The organism is Actinoplanes sp. NPDC023801 (assembly GCF_040639655.1).
Lineage (GTDB): Bacteria > Actinomycetota > Actinomycetes > Mycobacteriales > Micromonosporaceae > Actinoplanes.
This window is the reverse complement of the sequence record NZ_JBFAAI010000046.1, coordinates 1-19,528: the sequence shown is the minus strand read 5'-3', so window position 1 is coordinate 19,528 and position 19,528 is coordinate 1. Positions and strand designations below refer to the sequence as shown.

Genomic DNA, 19,528 nt, shown 5'->3' with positions numbered 1-19,528 from the left:
ACATCACCTCGCTCCCGAGCGGAGCGCGCTGGTCCACGAGCTGAAACGGGCGCTCACCGGATACCTGAACCAGCCGGCCGGCCTCTAGGCTGTCGCGGTGTTTCAGGCCGGCGTACGACTCGGGAACCGCTACCTCCTGCAACAGCGTCTCGGCGCCGGCGGGATGGGCGAGGTGTGGCTGTCTGTCGACGAGGTGCTGCGGCGCACCGTCGCGGTCAAGGTCATGCTGCCCTCGGTGGCGGGCGACCCGGACTTCGCCAGGCGGTTCGAGGCCGAGGCCACCTCGATGGCCCGGATCAACCACCCGGCTGTCGCGTCGATCCACGACTTCGGCCGGGACCAGGGCATTCTCTACCTGGTGATGGAGTTCGTCGACGGCGAGTCGCTGGCCCAGCGACTGAGCCGGGAGGGCCGGATCGCCCCGGACGAGACGATGCGCCTCATCGAGCAGGCCGCGATCGGCCTGCAGGCCGTCCACGATCAGGGCCTGGTGCACCGCGACATCAAACCGGCGAACCTGCTGGTCCGCCGCAACGGCACGGTGGTGATCACCGACTTCGGCATCGCCCGGCACGAGGCCGCAAGCCGCCTCACGGTTTCCGGAGCCATCCTCGGTACGCCCACCTATCTCTCCCCCGAGCAGGTACGCGGTGAGCCCGCGGGCCCGCAGAGCGACGTGTACTCACTCGGCCTCGTCGCCTACGAGTGCCTGGCCGGCGACAAGCCGTTCGCCGGCGACAGCCCGTACGCGGTCGCCCTTCAGCGCCTGCAGGAGGGCCCGCGCACGATCAAGGTGACCCTGCCGGTGCCGGTCCAGGCGACCGTCGAGCGAGCCCTGGCGATCGACCCGCGGGACCGCTGGCCGTCCGCGGCCGCGTTCGCCACCGCCGCCCGCGACGTGGTGTCCGGCCCGCCGTCAGCGCCGGTTCCCGCTCCGGCCCCCACCCCGGCCGTCTCGAGGCGCATGCCGGCGCTGATCGCCGCCCTCGCCGCGCTGCTGCTCATCGGTGGTGGCGCCGCCGTCTGGGGCTTCCTCGGCGGCGACGACAAGGCCGGCGCGACCCTCCTGATGCCGGCGGAATCGGACCCGTCCCGTGGCCCGGAGCAGCAATGGGAGCCGGAGAGGTTCACCACGTGCGGCGACGCGTACTGCCCGGTCGAGCCGATGTGCTGGGGCGGGATGACCTCCACCAGTGGCGTCCCGCTGCCCCCGCGGCGGGTCGGCTGCGAGGAACCGCACTACTGGGAGACGTTCCGCGCCGTCCCGCTCCCCGCCGGCGGCGTGACGATCGACAGTGACGCCCCGCTGATCGAACGGGACGACCTCGCCGAGGCCTGCTCGGAGCTTGCGATGGCCTCCCGCAGTGTCGAGCCGGCGAAGACCCGCCGCTGGCAGCGCGACGCCTGGCCGATCCCGGTCGGCGCCGACACCACGCTGCACTGCATCGCGAGTGCACCGGGTGGCGAGTCCACCGGTGGCTACTTCCGCCGGCCCTGACACGTCCCGGCCCGGCCGCTCCTAGGCCAGCGCACTCAGAACCAGCAAGCCCATCGCGAACGTCGACAACAGCCCGACGACGACGGCGAAGACGGCCCGTCCCGTGCCGTGCGCTCCCTCGCGGCGGGCGCGGGCCAGCGCCCACACGCCCAAGCCGAGGGCCACCGGTCCGAGGATCCACACGACGATCGAGAAGAGGGCGAGATAGCCGGCGACCACCGACTGCCAGGAGCGCCCGACCGGGACCATCCAGTGCAGCACGGTGCCGGGACCGTTCTTCTCCCGCCCGCCGGCGGGAGAAGGCGGCGGGTACGCGCCATACGGAACCGCGGGCGGCGGATACGCACCGTGGGGAGCCGCGGGCGGCGGGTACGCGCCATACGGAGCCGCGAGCGGCGGATACGCACCGTGGGGAGTCGCAGGCGGCGGATACGTACCATGCGGAGCCGCAGGCGGCGGATAGACGCCGTGGGGAGCCGCGGGCGGCGGATAAACGCCATGAGCGACCGCGGGCGGATACGCGCCATGCGGTTGCGGGTAGGGAACGACGCCGGCCATCTCGTAGGTCGGGGCAGGCTGTGGGCGGCCGCCGATCAGGTTGCCGCAGCCGGTGCAGGTGGCCGCCGAGACCGGCACGGCGAAACCGCAGGTAGAGCAATGCATGGCCGCACCTATCGGCGGTTCCGGTCGTGACCTGCGGCTTGAGGCTCCGCAAGAATGCGAGGCGACTCCGGCCGGCGCTTCCGGGCGCGCCGCCGACTTGATCCATTTCGGTCAGCCAAGGGCGGTATGGTGCGATCGAGGGACCAGCGGAGACGACCGTACGGAGGCCACGATGCCCGCCACTGAGGCCGCACTTCTCGACGCCGAGCATCGCCTGCAGCAGGCGCAGCGGGACGGGGACGTGGCGGCGCTGGATCGGCTGCTCGACGACCGGCTGGTCGCGATCGGGCCGGACGGGACCCGGTTCCACAAGGGTGACGACCTGGGTGCGTACCGGTCGGGCAGCTCGAGGATCGACTCCCTGGCCGAGGAGGATCTGGAGATCCTGGCCGTGGGGACGACCGGGGCCACGTTCGCCCTGTGCGCGGTGGCCGGAACGTTCGGTGGGCAGCCGATGACGGCGCGGCTGCGGTACGCGCGCACGTGGACGTACGACGAGCAGACGGGCTGGCGGATCGTGGCCGCCCAGATCTCTCTCGCCTGAGCGCCCGGCCGCCGGGGCAGCCGGGCGGAGGCGGGCGGTCAGGACAGCAGGCGGCCGAGGTTCTCGGGAGCGAAGAACTCGGCCGGTGACGTCACCCCGGAGTTGAGACGGGTGAAGGCGTCCATCGCCTCCTGCTTGCCGGCGATGCCCATGACCAGCTGGATCATCTGCTCGTCCGGCGGCTGCAGCGACGCGATGCCGAGCGTCATCTGATAGAACGGCATGGCGCGCGCGTCCCGGCGGGCCTGGTATCCGGGCAGGTCGTCGCCGGTGATGGCGTCGGCAAGCAGTTCGGCGTCGAGGAACGCGTCGGTGATGCCCTGCGCGGTGATGTAGTCACGGTTGTAACCCGCGTCGCCGACGAGCGCCCAGCCGGGACCGTGCGGCACCCGGAAGTAGTTGTGCACGGACGCGCCGACGAACTTGCTCTCCCGCTTGGCCTCGGCGATCCGGGCGGCGAACGCGGGCGCCGACTTGAACGTCTTGAACAGGGTGCCTTCGACGTCGTTGCGGTGCTCGGCGAGTTCGGCGTACGACCAGCCGCCGATCACGAGCGTCAGGTCGTCGTTGGTCGGGCAGACCGCCCAGCCCCGGCCGGGACGGCTGTACGCCTCGAACGTGTCGGTCGGCAGGTTGCTCCAGTAGGAGTAGTAGCCGACGGTGAGCGGTGGGTGCTCCTCGTAGGCGGGCGCGTTCACGGCCTTGGCGACGACCGAGTTCCGCCCGTCCGCGCCGACCACGAGGGTGGCGTGCTCGACGGTGCCGTCCTGGCCGCGGATGCCGGTCACCCGGCCGTCGTCGAAGAGGATCTCCTCGACGGTGTACCCCTCGCGGATCTCGGCTCCGGCAGCGGCGGCCGCATCGAGGAGGATCTTGTCAAGGAGGATGCGGCGGGGCGCGTAGGCGTACGGCGAATCGGGCGTTCCGGGGGCACCGGTGATGGTGACCGGCCCGAAGTCGGTGGAGTACCGCCCGACCGGCGGCGCGCCGGTGGCCACGACCTGGTCGAGCAGTCCCCATCGCCGCAACGCCGACACGCCCGGCGGGTGCAGGACGTGGGTGGAGACCGTGTCGCTGGGGAAGGTGTCCCGGTCCACCAGCAGGGTCCGGTACCCGCGCCGGGCCAGCAGCGTCGCGAGCGGGGAGCCGGCGCAGCGCGCCCCCACCACGATTACATCGAAATTCGTCATCTTCTCCCCAAGTAGCCTTACGGAACGCGGCCGAGGCGATCTTTCGGCCATAGTGGAGGCTGGGGTGCGGCCTGTCGAGGGGCCGTCCGGACGGGTGACGGAAAGGGCGGGTATGCCGAAACGCCGATGGATCATCGCGGGACTGACCGCGGCACTGCTCGGCCTCGGTGCCGGCGCGACGGCGCTCGCCGCTCCCGCGGTCGCGGCGATCGCCTGCCCGCAATGCTACGGACTCTCCGACCTGGGCGGCGGTGTCTACGCGGAGCAGGACGACGACCGGTTCCGGGAGATCGTCGCGGCGGCGGACCGGCGGATCGGCGCCTTCTACGGCGAGCGGACCACCGACGCCCGGGTGCTGATCTGCGCCACGAAGGACTGCTACTCGAACATCGGCGGGGGCGGCGAGAAGGGGCGGGCGTTCGGCCGGTGGGCTCTGATGCTGTCCCCCGACGGGGCGAACGAGGCGATCGCCACGCACGAGCTGGCCCATCTGGAACTGCACAAGCGGCTCGGATCGGCGTACGACACGGTGCCGGACTGGTTCGACGAGGGTCTCGCGGTGCTGATCTCCGACGACGCCCGCTACCTGCGACCGGCGACCGGGGGCGACCGGTGCCGGGTGCCGTACGCGGAGGCGGCCACGATCACGACGGTCGACTGGGCGGGAGCGGCGCCACGCGGTTCGGACCGTGGATACCTGCTGGCCGGGTGCGTGGTCAGCCGATGGGTGGACGAGCACGGCGGGCCGTCCGCCGTGCTCACCCTGATCAGCGAACTGCGTGCGGGCAAGCCGTTCAGCGAGGTCGGGTGACCGCACCGGTGCGGCCCGTCCCGGCTTTGTGTGCGAGGTGTGCAGGTTCTGTGCGAAGTCTGTCGAGCGGCTCCCCGGCCCGCACCGCCGGGTGATGTGATGCGCGCGGTGACCGGAGTTCCACCGCGCAGAGGAGTCCTCGATGAGATACGTCTTCGTCATTCTGGCCGTCGTGATCGGCGCCGCCGCGTTCGTGTACGGCGGAGCGGACGACTCGCCGGGCTTGCAGCTGCTGGGTGCCCTGATCGTTCTCGGAGCGATCGCGCTCGCTGTGCGGCGGGCCCGGCGGTGCACCCGATGACGGACCGGCAGAACGGCGGCTGCCGCCGGCGGTTTCAACCACCGCGGGACGGGCATCCGTGCGACATGTGACAGGGCGTCCCGCCGCGATGATCCAGCAGCCGGGACGCCCTGTTCCCCGTCACGGTCCCCGCTCAGGCGCGGGCGTACCTCGGCACGTACTCCTGGCCGGAGATCCCGGCGATCGCTGCCATGATCGCCTCGGTGGCGGCCCGCCGTTCCCGGGCGTTCTCCGGATCCGTGGCGATCGCCGCCAGCTGCACCGGCTTCCCGAACACCACCCGCACCCGGGCCGGTCGCGGCACCACCCTGCCCGGCGGCAGCACCCGGTCGGTGCCGAACATCGCCACCGGCACCACCGGCGCTCCCGACTTCAGCGCCAGCCACGCCACCCCGGTCCGGCCCCGGTAGAGGCGGCCGTCCGGTGACCGGGTGCCCTCCGGGTAGATCCCGAAGGCGTCCCCGCGCCGCAGCACCTCCAGACAGGTGTCCAGCGACGCCACGGCGGCCCGCTTGTCGTCCCGGTCCACCGCGACCTGCCCGTCGCGGGACATGAACCAGGAGACGAACCGCCCGGACGGCCCGCGCCCGGTGAAGTACTCGGCTTTCGCCATGAACGTCACCTTCCGCGCCACCGCCATCGGCAGGAACGTCGAATCGGTGACGGAGAGGTGGTTGGAGGCGAGCAGCAGCGGCCCGCTCGAAGGCACGTGTTCGGCCCCCTCCACCCGCAGCCCGACGACCTTCTTGACCAGTTCGTACACGTGCGCCCTCTCAGTGAACCCCGGTAAGGATGAAATTTCGGTAGGCCTGCACCACCGCTACCACCTCCGGAGGCGCGGCATGCGGCGAACCGGCCGCAAAAGGTGGCCGGGGGTCGTACTCGATACCCAACTGCACGGCCTGTGCGACGGTCGCGTCCACTATGCGGGAGGTCAGTTCGAGGGCCATGTCGATTCCGGCGGACACCCCGGCCGCCGTCACATACTTCCCGTCGGTGACCACGCGCTCCTCGGCGGGGAGGGCACCGAGCGGGGCAAGCTGATCCATGGCGAGCCAGTGCGTGGTGGCCCGGCGGCCGGTGAGCAGACCGGCCGCGGCGAGGATCAGGGAACCGGTGCAGACCGACGTCGTCCAGGTGCTGGTGCGGTCGGCGGCACGGAGCCACTGCGGAATCGGGCCGCCGGTCATGTGATCGGTCTGCCCGGGACCACCGGGAACCACGATCACATCGGGATGCGGCACGTCCGCCAACGTAGCCGTGGCGGTCAAGGCGAGACTGCCCACGTCGTTGCGGACCGGCCCGGTCCGCGTCGAGGTGAACACCACCTCGGCATCCGGGATCCGGCTGAGCACCTCGTAGGGGCCGACGGCGTCCAGCGCGGTGAAACGCTCGAAGAGAACGATCGCTACCTGCATTTTCTCAAACCTCCATGGGTACGGGACACAAGCGCCGCTGATATTCCGAAGGGGTGACACCCAGCACCCGCACGAAGGCCCGGCGCATCGCCTCCGCAGTGCCGTAGCCGGCCGATCTGGCGACCTGTTCCACCCCGCCGGTGGTGTCCTCGAGCAGCCGCCGGGCGGTCTCCAGGCGGGTCGCGTCCACGTACCGCCCGGGGCTCTGCCCGACCTCGGCGGTGAACGCGCGGGCGAACTGACGTGGTGACAGGTTCGCGCGGCGGGCCAGTTCCGGCACCGACAGGTCGGCGGCCGGGTTGTCGGCGATCCACCGCTGCACCTCCCGCAGCCCCGGCCGGGACGCGACCTGGGCGGAGAGCTGGGCACTGAACTGGGTCTGGTTGCCCGGCCGGCGCAGGAACATCACCAGGTGGCGGGCGATGAGCAGCGCGGTGTCCCGGCCCCGGTCCTCCTCGACCAGTGCCAGGGCCAGGTCGATGCCGGCGGTGACCCCGGCCGAGGTGGCGATCGGCCCGTCGCGTACGAAGATCGGCTCGGGGTCGACCAGGACGTCCGGATATCGGCGGGCCAGGGTGCCGCAGACCTGCCAGTGGGTGGTGGCCCGCCGCCCGGCCAGCAGGCCCGCCTCGGCCAGCAGGAACGCGCCGGAGCAGACCGACATGACCCGCGGCACGGATGCCCCGTGGCGCCGCAGCCAGGCGACCACGTCCGGGTTCTCCACGCGGGTGCCCTCGCCACCGGGCACGATCACGGTCGCCGGCGACGGGGCCGCCGACAGATCAAGATCGGGCACGAGAGTGAGCCCGCTGGACGTGCGCACCGGTGTACCGCCGGGGCTCGCCGTGACGACCCGGTAGCCGGCGCCGGCGAAGACCTCGAGCGGCCCGGTCACGTCGAGGCTCTGCACGCCGTCGAAGAGCAGGATCAGAACGGTCACGTACCCAGCGTCGCGGCACCGGCCGATGGCGGCAACGCCGAGAATCCCACCTTTCCCGCCATGCGGCGTCCCCGGCGCCCCGCCACCGAGACCCCGCTGCGGGCCTCGGCGGTGCCGTCCCCGAATCCGGTCAGACGCCGCCGATGGCCTCGCTGATCGCCTCGATCAGGCGGGTCGCGATCACCGGACGGTCGGTGCCGACGATCAGGGTGGGGCCGATCCCGAGCGGTTGCGCCTCGGCCGCCCAGCGTGGCCAGTCCTCGGCCAGCCGCCGGCCGTCCTCGTGGACGGCATGCCGGCCCCGGTTCCGGTAGCGTTCGATCGCCAGCTCGGGAGGCACGGCGCACCAGATCTCCACCGTGCGGCGGGCGCCCGACCGGGCGATGCCCTCGATCACGTAACCGAGGTCGCGAGGGCGGAACCACCAGCTCTCCAGGATGACGACACCCGGGGTGGCGGCCGCCAGCTCCCACATCACCTGGGCCGCGACCCGGCCCAGGGCCGCCGGCGGAACTCCGGGCGCGGCGCCGGCCATCGCCTCCTTGAGGGCGTCCTTGCCGATCAGGGGTACGCGCAGCGCAGGCGCCAGTCGTCCCGCGAGGGTGCTCTTCCCCGACCCGGGAAGCCCGTTGATCAGAATCAGCCGGTGCGCCACAGGTGCATGCTGTCACCCGTACGCTCCCCGGTGCACCTATCAACCGGACAGGACCCGGTCCTCTCCAGCTTCGACGGCACGCCAGCCGTTCTGCGGGCGGGTCCGGCACTCGGCCATCACCGCCCAGCGGGCCACGACCCGGCTCAGATCGGCCACGAACTCGTCGACGACCTCGTGTCCCACGCCCGGCATGCAGATGATGTGGCAGTAGTCGCCGTCCACCGACAGCACCCAGCCGAACTCGGCGGTCAGCGACAGCGGCGGGGTCTGCAGCACCACGGTGAACGCGTCCGGGTGCCGGAAGACCGGCCAGCCGGTGGAGCCGATCCGCTCCACCGCGTAGGCGGCGACCCGCCGGGCCCGCAACGCGCGGGCCTGGTGGCCGTCACGGCCGTACATGGCGATGGCCGCCCACAGCACGGCGGCGGCCTGCCCGCACCGGGACCCGAGGACCGTGCTGTCGACCGTGGCGGTGTAGCTGATGTGCTCGCCACGCGACACCCGGACGCTGTCGCGCATCACCACGACACCACAGGGGATCGGGGTGCCCAGGAACTTGTGCCCGGAGATGGCGATGCTGTCGACCGGGCTGCCGGCGCCCAGGCCGAGCGTCCCGTCGAGGGCCAGCGGGATGCCGGACAGGGCGGCGTCGACGTGCACGTGGCGGCGCATCACCCCGTACGCGTCCAGAATGGTCTCGATCCGGTCGGTCTGGTCGACGGCCTCCCACAGGGTGGTCCCGGCGGTGGCGACCACGATCGCGGGCCGGCCCTTGTACCGCGCCACCAGCTTCTCGAAGTGGTCGTAATCCATCTCGCCGTACCAGCTGTCGCGCACCACGACGACGTCCTTGGGGTGCAGCCCGAGCAGGTTCGCGGTCTTGCGGATCGAGTAGTGGCTGGCGTGGGTCAGATACAGCACCGCGTCCGGGAAGCGGTCACGGGCCACCCTGAGTGCGGCGATGTTGCTCTCGGTGCCGCCCGAGGTCACGTACCCCCAGCGATCGTTCTGCGGCAGTCCGACGACATCGGCGAACCACCGGACGACCTCGAGCTCCAGCGAGTTCGTGTGCGCCTCGCCGGACGGCGCGGTGCCCGGGTCGCCGACGTTGTTGAACAGCCGGGTGAACACCCGCTGGGTCCGCGACCAGTCGATGTCGGTGGCCGCCGGGAAACCGATCGTCCGGCGTTGTGCCCGGGCCGCCCGGCTGACCAGCGTCGACATGACAGCGTCGACGTCGGTCAGCCCCGGCGCCCGGTCCAGCCGGATCGCCTCCGCCCAGTCCTCGGGTCTTATTCCAGAGGCGTCCACCAGATCACCAGACCTGGCCGGCGGGGTTGAGGTGATCTCTCAAAGTCTTCTCCAGTTCCAGGAAAGCCGGCCAGGCCTGCCGCAGCTGGACACCCAGCCGGTCCGGCACGTTCTGCGTGGTGGAGTAGACCTGGGTCGCGTCGAGCGGGTTGTTGCAGATCAGATCGTTGCCGCGGCCCCGGCGGTTGTCGTCGCGGACCATCCGGATCTCCGAGCCGTCGACGAGCCGCACCGCGCCCTCCCCGGGCACGTAGCTCATCGCCTGGAGGCTGCTGATGCCCGAGCTGAGCAGGACCGGGACCACGTCGTACCACTGGCGGCTGTCGGTGTTGAGGGTTTCCATGCCGATCCCCACGTAACGCGTCGGTGTCGGCGGGCGCTCGATGTCCCCGACATTGACCATCAGGTAGTCCGGGTCACGCGGGTCCCAGGCCCGGTCGACCTTCTCGTGCTGGGTGATGAAGGTCTCGGCGGTGGCGTTGAGGCCGGTCAGGAACGCGAGCAGGTTGTCGTACTCGGGACCGGCGTACCCCCAGCGGGAGGCGCTGAGGACCTGGTAGCCCAGATGCTGATTGGGTGCCTCGGTGACGAAGAACAGCGTCACCCCGTGCGGTGCCAGCGGCTGGTCCCGCGAGTGCACCCGCTCCAGGGCCCGGGTCACGTGGATGGCGTTGATCCCGCGGAGGCTGGTGCCGGCACTGTGCCGCAGGTACGCCCAGCGCCGGTCCTCCTGGCTGGGCCCGGTCTGGTTCTGGTGCCACTGGGCCGTCTGCGGCTGCTGCTGCGGCGCCGCGTGCTGGTGCCAGGCTGGTGGCTGCTGCTGGTACCCCTGAGGGTAGGGCTGCTGGTACTCCTGCGGCTGCTGGTACTCCTGCGGGTAGGGCGGCTGCGGCGGGTACTGCTGCGGGTTGACGGGCGGCCCCCAGGGCGGGGTCTGCGAACCGTCCTCCCAAGAGGGCTGAGCATGTCGGCCGGGAACGTTGTACGACACGTGGAGGTTTCCTTCGCAGGCTCAGAGGTCGATCCGGTCGGGGACCGCGTACACGCTCGGCACGCCGTGGCTGATGCCCTCGTAGATCTGTGGCCGGGACCGGCGCAGGGTGCTCGCCCGCCAGATCCCGGCGAGCGCGGCGAGGACGAGCAGAGCGGGAAGGGCGTACGGAGCGAGCGAGCCGGGCTTGGCCCCTACCAGGGCGTCGAGCTGAAGCAGCATGGTGACGAGGATGGCGAGGCCGAAGGCCAGGCCGAACAGCGGCGCGATCGTGGTGTTCCAGCCGCTCTCGCCGGAGCCGGTGGTGCGGGCGAAGTAGCGCAGCGCGGCCGCCGCGGACACGATCAGCAGAGCGAGCAGCCCCATCGCGCCGACGGTGCTGGCCCAGCCGAACAGGGTGGTCTGCGGGTCGGCGCCGGAGATGGCCCAGACCAGCACGACGACGGCGGCCAGCGCGTTCTGGGCGCGGCTCGCGCCGACCGGGGCGTCGGCCGCGGTGCCGGAGCCGGTGCGGTAGAGGTACTGGTGCAGAACCTGCTCGCGGCTCATCGCGAAGGCGTACCGGTTGATGATGTTGTGGAAGCTGATCAGCGAGGTCAGGATCGCCAGGACCAGGATGACCACGCCGAGGATGCCGAAGACCGGGTGCACCTGGTCGGACAGCAGCGTCACCGGCAGGTTCGGGTCGTCGGCAGCGGCGGCCGCGACCTTGCCGGAGCCGGTGGCGGACTGCATGGCCCACGCCGCGGCGGTGTAGATGCCGATCAGGCTCAGCGCACAGATCATCATGCCGCGGCTGATGGCCTGTCCGCGCTTGCCGGCGACGCTGTCCTCCTCCTCGATGAACGCGGCCATGCCCTCGGGACCGGTGTACGCGGCCAGGGTCAGCGCGACCGCCAGACCGAGACCGGGAACGCTCAGCCCGGCCGGGTCGAAAGCGGCGGACGGGATGCCGTCGGCCGGGTCGAGGAAGCCGACGATCACGAAGAGGCCGACGACCAGCAGGGACAGGATCAGCACGCCCATGACGATCTGGGTGGACAGCACGATGCGCCGGGTGCCGAGCACCGTGACCACGCCGATCGCGAGGGCGGCGAACAGCCACCAGGCGTCGATGCCGGTGATGCCCGACATGATCGCGCCGAACAGGCCGTAGAGGCTGATCTGCAGTGCGTTGTAGGCCAGGAGCGCGACGAAACCGGCCCCGACGCCAGCGGTCGGGCCCAGCCCGCGGGCGGTGATCGCGTAGTACGGCGCCGAGTGCGGGACCGCCCGGATCATCGCGGCGTACCCGACGAGCAGCAGCGTGACCACGCCGCCGACCAGGGCGAAGAGCAGAGGGAGCGCGGTGACTTCGGAACCGGCGTAGGTGGCGACGATACCGCCCACGAGTACGACCATCGGGGCGGACGTGGTGGCGCCCAGAGCCCAGGCAGCACCCGCTGTCACCGTTCGGCGAGCCATGGCCGCGGCTACTGTAGCCATGATTATCTATCTCCTTGAGGGGGGCAGGAGTCGGTAGGGGGTGTCCTATGTGGACGGATGCAGAAGGTTAATCGGTCCTTTCCGGGCCCCTCCCCTCAGGGGCCAGCAGATCGCTAGATCAACTCGCCGCATGCACCTTACGCGCTGAACGGCCGGTATGGCTATCAGTCACATTCAATGCGACGGGTGGGCGCGGAGACCGAAAACTCACATTCGGTGACCGTGGTCGGGACCGGTTTCGCACTCCGGCCGCGCGCGCCGCACCGGATCATCGGTACCGATGAGTATTCGGAACCCGCAATGGCTGCGCGAGCAGGAATCCGTCGTCGAGCGGCATCGGGGCGAGGGACAACGATCTCCAGCGCTGAAAGGCCCCGGTGTGCACAGACGGTGACATAACTATTCGATCGCGGCGCATAAGATTTTCCGTACCGGAACTCGGGTTCCGATGAATGACCGGAGGCGACATGCGGGTCCATCACCTCAACTGCGGGACCATGCGTCCGGCGCTGACGCCGGGCGGCCTGGTCTGTCACGTCCTGCTCGTCGAGACGCCCGACGGGCTGCTGCTTGTCGACTCCGGTTTCGGCCTGCGCGACGCCGCCGACCCGGCCCGCCGGATCGGCGGGGCACGGTTCCTGATCCGGCCGGTGCTCGACCCCGGCGAGAGCGCGGTACGGCAGGTGGAACGCCTCGGTCACGATCCCGCCGACGTCCGCGACATCGTGCTCACCCATCTCGACGCCGACCACTCCGGGGGTCTCGCCGACTTCCCGAAGGCCAGGGTGCATCTGACCGCCGCCGAATCGGACGCCGCCCGGCGGCCGCGCACCCGGACCGAGCGCTACCGGTATCCACCCGCCCAGCGGGAGCACGGCCCACGGCTGGTCGAGCACTCCCCCGCGACCGGCGACGTGTGGCGAGGTTTCGCCGCGGGCACCGAGATCCGGCCCGGAGTGGTGCTGATCGCCCTGCCCGGCCACACCCGCGGCCACGCGGCCGTCGCGGTCGACGCCGGGGAACGCTGGATCCTGCACGCCGGCGACGCTTTCTACCACCGCGGGCAGATCGACGGATCCACGCGCAGCCCGCGGATGCTCGTCCGGTCGGAGCGGATGGTCGCCCACGACCGCGCCCTGGTCGAGGCGAACCACGCCCGCCTCACCGAGCTCTGGGCGACGGCCGGCCCGGACCTGACGATAGTCAACGCGCACGATCCCGAGTTGCTGCGCCGAGCCCTGCACGGGTGAGGACCGCGTCGTCGCGCGCGAACGTCCCAGCCGGCCCGAGCCCGCCGACGCGGCAGACCCCGCGCGGCCGGACATGTCACGCCGATGCCGGCCCATCGACGCGGCAGACCCCGGCACGGCCGGCCAGGACACGCCGATGCCCGGCCCGCCGACGCGGCGGACCGGGCATCGGTCGGATGTGGAACGTCAGCAGCGGCCGTTGACGACCTTCGGCTCACCGCGGGTGGTGGCCGGGACGGTCACGCAGGCGACGCTGCTGCCCGAGGTCACCTGGGCGACGCCGGTGCGGACGACCTTGATCTCGACGCCGGAGAAGGCCATGTCCTCGGCGGCCTGCTTCAGGTACTTCGACGGCTTGCCGCCCTTGCTGAGCGCCGACACGACGGCCTGCTGGCCGACGAGCTCCGCCCAGGTCTTGGCGTCGCCACCGCCCCGGCCGCCGTCCGGGCCCGCGCCGGTGCCGGCCAGGCCCGAGCCGAGCGCCTCGAAGATCGGGGCCAGGTCGATCTTGGTGGCGTCGGCCGGGGCGACGATGTCGGCGCTGTTCGCGATGTCCACCCGCACCGACGCGCGGCCGGTGTTGCCCTCGACGAACTGCAGCAGGTTGATCTCGAAGGCTTCGAACTTGCCGTTGTCGACCCAGAGGTCCAGGACGATCGGCTTCTCGGCGGGAGCCTTGTCCATCTCGGTGCCGATGGCCTCGTCCAGGATCGAGGCCTGCTCCTTCGTGGCGATCTTCTCGAGCGCCTCGACGAAGCGCTTGGCCTCGGCGTGCGCCTTGGTCGTCGAGGTGGTCACCACGAGGTGCTTCTTGTCCTTCTCGTCGCGGACCACGTCCGCGCCGTCGAGGAGGTTCTGCGCGCTGGTCTTCAGCTCGGCGGCGATCTTGTCGCTGTCCTCCTGGCTGGCCGCGCTCGCGCTCACGCCCGCCTTCTTGGTGAACTCCTCGATCTCCGCGGAGTCGATCGAGATCCAGCCGCCGTCGATGAGCTTGTCGATGCCGGGGATCTCGGCGCCCGCCTCCTTCGCGATCTCGTCGACCTCGGAGGCCGGGGCGCCGAACTTGGCGGCCAGCTCCCGGACCGGGACCTTCACGTAGGCGATCTTGTCGATCACGCGGATCTCAGCGCCGGTGACACCGTCGATGGTGGCGTTGATGAGCGCCTTGTCGTCGGCGACACCCGCACCGCCCTTGTCCCAGGCGACCGTGAACGACGAGTTGTAGAGCTTGCGGAGGATGTCCGCGTCCTCGTCGGTGAAGCCCTCCGAGCCGGATTCCTTCTTGGCGAGCGCGATCAGGTCGTCGACGCTGCCGCCCGGCTTGATGGTGAAACCGGTGCTGCTCGCCGCGCCGAGGTTCTCCGCGGCCTTCTTCAGCTCCAGCTTGGGCTCGAGCTGCTGGAGCTGGTTCGCGCACCCGACCGTGAGGGTCAGGGCGGTGACGCCGGCCACCGCGCCGGCCACAAAGCGCTTCATGCGCAGAATTCTCCATTCCAAAGGCGGACGACACTCCCCCGTGCCGCGGATTGGCAGTGTACGAGCATCAATCAACCGCCCGCGCACCAATTACCCCGGCCCGGGTCGCCCGGTCGCACACTCCGGCCGAAAAGCCCAGCGGGCCCCGCCGGAACGCGGGACCCGCTGGGCTTGTTTGCGCACTTCAGGGCTTTCCGTAGGACATTTCGGCCGACACTCTCGCGCCGCCCGGCGTTTCCGGGCCGAGACCCATTTGTTGCGCAGCCGCGATTCGGCGAGTGCCCAATGTCACGACACGAAATGGTCTCGGCCGGCGAAACGAGAAAAGACTCAGGACCCCACGTAGCTGGCCAGGTGCTCTCCGGTGAGCGTGGACCTCGATTTCACGAGATCGGCCGGTGTGCCTTCGAAGACGATTCTCCCGCCGTCGTGGCCGGCGCCCGGCCCCAGGTCGATGATCCAGTCCGCGTGTGCCATGACGGCCTGGTGGTGCTCGATGACGATCACCGACTTGCCCGCGTCGACCAGCCGGTCCAGCAGTCCGAGCAGCTGCTCGACATCGGCCAGGTGCAGACCCGTGGTCGGCTCGTCGAGGACGTAGACGCCGCCCTTGTCGCCCATGTGGGTGGCGAGCTTGATCCGCTGCCGCTCCCCACCGGAGAGCGTGGTCAGCGGCTGGCCCAGGGTCAGGTAGCCCAGGCCCACGTCGGCGAGCCGCTTCAGGATCGCGTGCGCGGCCGGGATCCGGGCCTCCCCCTCGGCGAAGAACTTCTCCGCCTCGGTGACCGGCATGGCCAGGACCTCACTGATGTCCTTGGCGCCGAGCTTGTAGTCGAGCACCGAGGCCTCGAACCGCTTGCCCTCGCACTCCTCGCACGTGGTGGCCACCCCGGCCATCATGCCGAGGTCGGTGTAGATCACGCCGGCGCCCTTGCAGGTCGGGCAGGCGCCCTCCGAGTTGGCGCTGAACAGTGCCGGTTTCACCCCGTTGACCTTGGCGAAGGCCTTGCGGATCGGCTCCAGCAGACCGGTGTACGTGGCCGGATTGCTCCGCCGGGACCCGCGGATCGCCGTCTGGTCGATCGACACCACGCCGTCGCGCTTGGCGACCGAGCCGTGGATCAGCGAGCTCTTGCCCGAGCCGGCCACGCCGGTCACCACGACGAGGACCCCGAGCGGGATGTCGACATCGACGCCCTGGAGGTTGTGGGTGGCCGCGCCACGGATCTCCAGCGCGCCGCTCGCCGTGCGGACGGTTTCCTTGAGCGAGGCCCGGTCGTCGAGATGGCGGCCGGTGATCGTGCCGCTGGCGCGGAGGCCCTCGACCGTACCCTCGAAGCAGATGTTGCCGCCGGCCGTTCCGGCGCCCGGACCGATGTCGACCACCCGGTCCGCGATGGCGATCGCCTCGGGTTTGTGCTCCACCACGAGCACCGTGTTGCCCTTGTCGCGCAGGCGCAGCAGCAGCTCGTTCATCCGCTGGATGTCGTGCGGGTGCAGGCCGATGGTCGGCTCGTCGAAGACGTAGGTGACGTCGGTGAGCGCCGACCCGAGGTGCCGGATCATCTTGGTGCGCTGCGCCTCACCGCCGGAGAGCGTGCCGGCCGGCCGTTCCAGCGAAAGGTAGCCGAGGCCGATCTCGACGAACGAGTCGAGCGTGTGCTGCAGTTTCTCCAGCAGCGGGGCCACCGACGGTTCGTCGAGGTCACGAACCCACGCGGCCAGGTCGCTGATCTGCATGGCGCACGCGTCGGCGATGCTCACACCCTTGATCTTCGAGTTCCGGGCGTGCTCGGCCAGCCGGGTGCCGTCGCACTCCGGACACACCGTGAAGGTGATGACCCGCTCGACGAAGGCGCGGATGTGCGGCTGCATCGCGTCGACGTCCTTGGACAGGAACGACTTCTGGATGCCCGGGATCAGACCGGTGTAGGTCAGGTTGATCCCGTCGACCTTGATCTTGGTGGGCTCCTTGTGGAGCAGGTCGTGCAGCTCCCGCTTGGAGAACTTGCCGATCGGCTTGTCCACGTCGAAGAAGCCGCAGCCACGGAAGATCCGGCCGAACCAGCCGTCCATGCTGTAGCCGGGGATCGAGATCGCGCCCTCGTTGATCGACTTCGTCTCGTCGTACAGCTGGGTGAGGTCGAAGTCGTTGATGTTGCCCCGGCCCTCGCAACGCGGGCACATGCCGCCGGTGATGCTGAAACTGCGGCGCTCCTTGGTGGTGACGCCGCCCTTCTCCGTGGTCACCGCCCCCGCGCCGGAGATCGACGCGACATTGAAGGAGTACGCCTGCGGAGAGCCGATGTGCGGGTCGCCCAGCCGGCTGAACAGGATCCGCAGCATCGCGTTGGCGTCGGTGGCGGTGCCGACCGTGGAACGGGGGTCGGACCCCATCCGCTCCTGGTCGACGATGATCGCGGTGGTGAGGCCCTCCAGCACGTCCACGTCCGGGCGGGCCAGGGTCGGCATGAAACCCTGCACGAAAGCGCTGTACGTCTCGTTGATCAGGCGCTGCGACTCGGCCGCGATGGTGCCGAACACCAGCGAGCTCTTGCCCGAGCCGGACACCCCGGTGAAGACCGTGAGCTGGTGCTTCGGGATCTCGACGCTGACGTCCTTGAGATTGTTGACCCGGGCACCGTGCACGCGGATCGAGCGATGGGCGCTCAAAGTGTCTCCCCCCTGAGAAACTCGACTGTCACGGAGCGGGCCGGGCCCGTTGCCGACGGAATCGGTCCGCCGTCGGGATCGGTCACGGTCGCCACACGGCGCCGGGCCGGCCTCCGTCGCCAGCCTCGGCGACGGTCGCACCGGCCGCGGTCAGCCCGGCAAGCTTCGCATCGATGTCCCGCACGTGCCAGTACGCCACGGGACGGTCCTGATGCCTTCGGTCGTCATGTCAGCCACGCTAGGTCGTCCCCGGGCCTCAGGTGAGCTGGTTGATGCGGACCAGGTTGCCGGCCGGGTCGCGGAAGGCGCAGTCGCGCAGACCGTACGGCTGGTCGGCGGGCTCCTGGACCACGTCGGCGCCGGTGGCGGCGAGCCGGTCGAAGGTCGCCTGCAGGTCGGTGGCGGCCAGCACGATGCCGGCGTACGCACCCTTCGCCATCAGCTCGGCGATGGTCCGCCGTTCCTCGTCGGTGACGCCCGGATCGGCGGCCGGCGGCTGCAGCACGATCGATGTCTGCGGCTGGCCGGGCGGCCCGACCGTGATCCAGCGCATGTCGCCGTAGCCGACGTCGAGACGAACCTCGAAGCCGAGGCCGTCCCGGTAGAACGCGAGGGACTCGTCGGGGTTGTCGGTGGGCAGGAACGCGGAATGGATGACGATGCTCATGCCGATGATGCTAGGGACGGCTTGTCACCTGCCGCTTCTCGATTCCTGACCGGTCGTGTCACCTGTTTGGTGATGCAGCCGGGCAGTCCCTCGATCCGGTGCCCGAGCTTGCGGTACGCGCTCGGCGAGATGCCGACCAGCTCGGTGAACCGGGTGCTGAAGGTACCCAGTGACGAGCAGCCGACCGCGAAGCACACCTCGGTGACGGTCAGGTCGCCACGGCGCAGCAGGTTCATCGCCCGCTCGATCCGGCGGGTCATCAGATAGCTGTACGGCGACTCGCCGAACGCGGCCTTGAACTGCCGGCTCAGGTGCCCGGCGGACAGGTGGACGTACCGGGCCAGCGCCTCGACGTCGAGCGGCTGGGCGTAGTCGCGGTCGATCCGGTCGCGGACACGCCGCATCAGTTTCAGCTCGCGCAGCCGGGCGTCGGTCACCGGCCCAGGATAGTTCACCTGCCCTTCGCCTCTTAATGTGAATAGCCTTTTATATTTACGTCCACCAATACAAGGAGGACGTGTGCGAATCATGCGCTCAATGGCGGCCGGAGTCCTGGTCGCGACGGCTCTGGCCACCCCCGCGCAGGCGGCACCCAGCCGGGCCGAGATCGCGCTCCGCTGGGCGCCGATCCACTACCAGGACGTCGACACGACCGGCTCGCACGCGCTCGCCGGCAAGAGTGACTACATCACCCGATACGACTTCGACGGGAATCTGAACGGCAGGGACAACTGGGACAACGCCGGGACGAACACCGACGCCGCCGTCTACTACTCGGTCCTGGAGACCAGCACCCACTACTACCTCACCTACCTCTTCTTCCACCCGCGCGACTGGATCGACCACCCGTTCTTCGAGACCGAGCACGAGAACGACGGTGAGGGCGTGCTCGAGATCGTCGAGAAGGACGGATCGGAGTACGGCTCGCTGAAGGGCGCCGTCACGGTGGCGCACAGCGACTTCTTCTCCTACAAGCCGGCCGCCAGCGGATGGGCCAACGGCAGCGAGACCATCGACGGCACCCTGCAACTCCAGTCCTCACCGCACGACTCGTTCCAGCACCCGGTCACCGCCCAGGAGCGCGGCGGTCACGGGCTCAAGGCGCGGCCGCAGTACGACATCAACGGCGACGGCATCGTCTACTACCCGTCGCTGACCGTCTCCGAGTCGCCCGCCAACTCCGACGACCGGGATGTCCGCTACCGGCTCATCGACATCTTCGCCGCCGGCGGGCTGTGGGCTCAGCGCGGCAACACCCAGCTGTTCGCGTCGCTCGGCACCTTCGCCGGCGACACCAGCGGCGGCTGCGGCACCGGCACCTACTCGTGCGGCACCAACTCGGCGAACGCGCCGTGGGGCTGGGACGACGGCAACGACGCGGTGAACCGCGGTGAGATCGCCACCGACCCGGCCAAGCTCGCCGCCAGCTACTTCTCGGGGACCGGCACGCTGTCGCGCACCTACACCCACAACCCGTTCAGCGGCGCCGCGGCCGCCCTCGAGGCCGCCCGGTCGCTCCCCCCGACCGTCGACTGACCCGCCCGGCTGTGGCGTACCGCTGTCTCAGGCGGGCGGGTTCCGCGGGAAGCCACCCGCCGGGGGGGGAGTGGGAGGTGGGGGGGGGGGGCCGGGCGGGCGCCGGGGGGGGCGCGGCG

The 19,528-nt window shown here is 70.5% G+C and carries 19 protein-coding genes; 6 read left to right on the top strand and 13 right to left on the bottom strand.

Annotated elements, in window-relative coordinates; genetic code table 11:
* Positions 1–97 precede the first annotated feature (97 nt).
* Positions 98–1,498 carry a serine/threonine-protein kinase gene (locus AB0G04_RS42150; protein WP_360995696.1) on the top strand — a complete coding sequence of 467 codons (1,401 nt, stop codon included), beginning with the start codon at positions 98–100 and terminating at the stop codon, positions 1,496–1,498.
* 21 nt (positions 1,499–1,519) lie between these two features.
* On the opposite strand, the gene AB0G04_RS42145 is transcribed toward AB0G04_RS42150, so the two are convergent.
* Entirely contained in the window at positions 1,520–1,759 is a 240-nt protein-coding gene (locus tag AB0G04_RS42145) for a DUF4190 domain-containing protein (protein ID WP_360995693.1), read from the bottom strand.
* Between the two features lie 574 nt (positions 1,760–2,333).
* On the opposite strand from AB0G04_RS42145, the gene AB0G04_RS42140 reads away from it, so the two are divergent.
* The gene (locus tag AB0G04_RS42140; RefSeq protein WP_360995691.1) at positions 2,334–2,705 is read left to right on the top strand and encodes a nuclear transport factor 2 family protein; all 372 of its coding nucleotides are present in this window, start codon (positions 2,334–2,336) and stop codon (positions 2,703–2,705) included.
* A 38-nt stretch (positions 2,706–2,743) separates the two neighbouring features.
* Here AB0G04_RS42140 and AB0G04_RS42135 read toward each other — a convergent pair whose 3' ends face one another.
* Positions 2,744–3,895: an NAD(P)/FAD-dependent oxidoreductase gene (locus tag AB0G04_RS42135; RefSeq protein ID WP_360995689.1), complete on the bottom strand. Its 1,152-nt coding sequence runs from the start codon at positions 3,893–3,895 to the stop codon at positions 2,744–2,746.
* Between the two features lie 112 nt (positions 3,896–4,007).
* Between AB0G04_RS42135 and AB0G04_RS42130 the strand changes: the two genes are divergently transcribed.
* Both AB0G04_RS42130 and AB0G04_RS42125 read left to right on the top strand, forming a co-directional pair.
* On the top strand, positions 4,008–4,706 hold the full coding sequence (locus tag AB0G04_RS42130) for a hypothetical protein (protein ID WP_360995686.1): 699 nt from the start codon (positions 4,008–4,010) through the stop codon (positions 4,704–4,706).
* A gap of 142 nt (positions 4,707–4,848) precedes the next feature.
* Entirely contained in the window at positions 4,849–5,007 is a 159-nt protein-coding gene (locus tag AB0G04_RS42125) for a hypothetical protein (protein WP_360995683.1), read from the top strand.
* Between the two features lie 133 nt (positions 5,008–5,140).
* Here the strand turns inward: AB0G04_RS42125 and AB0G04_RS42120 are convergent, their stop codons facing one another.
* From AB0G04_RS42120 to AB0G04_RS42090, 7 genes are all read right to left on the bottom strand, one after another.
* Positions 5,141–5,770 carry a lysophospholipid acyltransferase family protein gene (locus AB0G04_RS42120; RefSeq protein WP_360995680.1) on the bottom strand — a complete coding sequence of 210 codons (630 nt, stop codon included), beginning with the start codon at positions 5,768–5,770 and terminating at the stop codon, positions 5,141–5,143.
* 10 nt (positions 5,771–5,780) lie between these two features.
* Positions 5,781–6,425 carry a DJ-1/PfpI family protein gene (locus tag AB0G04_RS42115; RefSeq protein ID WP_360995677.1) on the bottom strand — a complete coding sequence of 215 codons (645 nt, stop codon included), beginning with the start codon at positions 6,423–6,425 and terminating at the stop codon, positions 5,781–5,783.
* A 4-nt stretch (positions 6,426–6,429) separates the two neighbouring features.
* A complete protein-coding gene (locus AB0G04_RS42110) occupies positions 6,430–7,365 on the bottom strand; it encodes a GlxA family transcriptional regulator (protein WP_360995675.1) in 936 nt (311 codons plus the stop codon).
* A 130-nt stretch (positions 7,366–7,495) separates the two neighbouring features.
* On the bottom strand, positions 7,496–8,020 hold the full coding sequence (locus AB0G04_RS42105) for an AAA family ATPase (RefSeq protein WP_360995672.1): 525 nt from the start codon (positions 8,018–8,020) through the stop codon (positions 7,496–7,498).
* Between the two features lie 39 nt (positions 8,021–8,059).
* On the bottom strand, positions 8,060–9,331 hold the full coding sequence (locus tag AB0G04_RS42100) for a histidine decarboxylase (protein WP_360995669.1): 1,272 nt from the start codon (positions 9,329–9,331) through the stop codon (positions 8,060–8,062).
* 4 nt (positions 9,332–9,335) lie between these two features.
* Positions 9,336–10,322: a hypothetical protein gene (locus AB0G04_RS42095; protein WP_360995666.1), complete on the bottom strand. Its 987-nt coding sequence runs from the start codon at positions 10,320–10,322 to the stop codon at positions 9,336–9,338.
* Positions 10,323–10,343: 21 nt separating this feature from the next.
* Positions 10,344–11,786: an APC family permease gene (locus AB0G04_RS42090; protein WP_360995665.1), complete on the bottom strand. Its 1,443-nt coding sequence runs from the start codon at positions 11,784–11,786 to the stop codon at positions 10,344–10,346.
* A gap of 488 nt (positions 11,787–12,274) precedes the next feature.
* On the opposite strand from AB0G04_RS42090, the gene AB0G04_RS42085 reads away from it, so the two are divergent.
* Entirely contained in the window at positions 12,275–13,057 is a 783-nt protein-coding gene (locus AB0G04_RS42085) for an MBL fold metallo-hydrolase (RefSeq protein ID WP_360995662.1), read from the top strand.
* Positions 13,058–13,243: 186 nt separating this feature from the next.
* Here AB0G04_RS42085 and AB0G04_RS42080 read toward each other — a convergent pair whose 3' ends face one another.
* The 4 genes from AB0G04_RS42080 to AB0G04_RS42065 all read right to left on the bottom strand — a co-directional run bounded on the left by AB0G04_RS42080 (position 13,244) and on the right by AB0G04_RS42065 (position 18,277).
* A complete protein-coding gene (locus tag AB0G04_RS42080) occupies positions 13,244–14,533 on the bottom strand; it encodes a hypothetical protein (protein ID WP_360995660.1) in 1,290 nt (429 codons plus the stop codon).
* A 330-nt stretch (positions 14,534–14,863) separates the two neighbouring features.
* Complete coding sequence (locus tag AB0G04_RS42075) at positions 14,864–17,206, bottom strand: excinuclease ABC subunit UvrA (RefSeq protein WP_360995657.1); 2,343 nt, start codon at positions 17,204–17,206, stop codon at positions 14,864–14,866.
* A 256-nt stretch (positions 17,207–17,462) separates the two neighbouring features.
* Positions 17,463–17,873 (bottom strand): VOC family protein, encoded by a 411-nt coding sequence (locus AB0G04_RS42070; protein WP_360995654.1) that lies wholly within the window; start codon positions 17,871–17,873, stop codon positions 17,463–17,465.
* Entirely contained in the window at positions 17,870–18,277 is a 408-nt protein-coding gene (locus tag AB0G04_RS42065; RefSeq protein WP_360995794.1) for a helix-turn-helix transcriptional regulator, read from the bottom strand. The genes AB0G04_RS42070 and AB0G04_RS42065 overlap by 4 nt, the downstream gene beginning before the upstream one ends.
* 133 nt (positions 18,278–18,410) lie before the next feature.
* Here AB0G04_RS42065 and AB0G04_RS42060 point away from each other — a divergent pair, with 133 nt between their 5' ends.
* Positions 18,411–19,409 carry a hypothetical protein gene (locus AB0G04_RS42060; protein WP_360995651.1) on the top strand — a complete coding sequence of 333 codons (999 nt, stop codon included), beginning with the start codon at positions 18,411–18,413 and terminating at the stop codon, positions 19,407–19,409.
* The last annotated feature ends 119 nt before the right edge of the window (positions 19,410–19,528 follow it).

What these genes read in the sequence shown, in the direction of transcription:
- AB0G04_RS42115 (WP_360995677.1), bottom strand. Translation starts at nt 6,425, where the DNA reads ATGCAGGTAGCGATCGTTCTCTTCGAGCGTTTCACCGCGCTGGACGCC.
- AB0G04_RS42125 (WP_360995683.1), top strand. Translation starts at nt 4,849, where the DNA reads ATGAGATACGTCTTCGTCATTCTGGCCGTCGTGATCGGCGCCGCCGCG.
- AB0G04_RS42070 (WP_360995654.1), bottom strand. Translation starts at nt 17,873, where the DNA reads ATGAGCATCGTCATCCATTCCGCGTTCCTGCCCACCGACAACCCCGAC.
- AB0G04_RS42080 (WP_360995660.1), bottom strand. Translation starts at nt 14,533, where the DNA reads ATGAAGCGCTTTGTGGCCGGCGCGGTGGCCGGCGTCACCGCCCTGACC.
- AB0G04_RS42140 (WP_360995691.1), top strand. Translation starts at nt 2,334, where the DNA reads ATGCCCGCCACTGAGGCCGCACTTCTCGACGCCGAGCATCGCCTGCAG.
- AB0G04_RS42090 (WP_360995665.1), bottom strand. Translation starts at nt 11,786, where the DNA reads ATGGCTCGCCGAACGGTGACAGCGGGTGCTGCCTGGGCTCTGGGCGCC.
- AB0G04_RS42085 (WP_360995662.1), top strand. Translation starts at nt 12,275, where the DNA reads ATGCGGGTCCATCACCTCAACTGCGGGACCATGCGTCCGGCGCTGACG.
- AB0G04_RS42135 (WP_360995689.1), bottom strand. Translation starts at nt 3,895, where the DNA reads ATGACGAATTTCGATGTAATCGTGGTGGGGGCGCGCTGCGCCGGCTCC.
- AB0G04_RS42060 (WP_360995651.1), top strand. Translation starts at nt 18,411, where the DNA reads ATGGCGGCCGGAGTCCTGGTCGCGACGGCTCTGGCCACCCCCGCGCAG.
- AB0G04_RS42065 (WP_360995794.1), bottom strand. Translation starts at nt 18,277, where the DNA reads ATGCGGCGTGTCCGCGACCGGATCGACCGCGACTACGCCCAGCCGCTC.
- AB0G04_RS42130 (WP_360995686.1), top strand. Translation starts at nt 4,008, where the DNA reads ATGCCGAAACGCCGATGGATCATCGCGGGACTGACCGCGGCACTGCTC.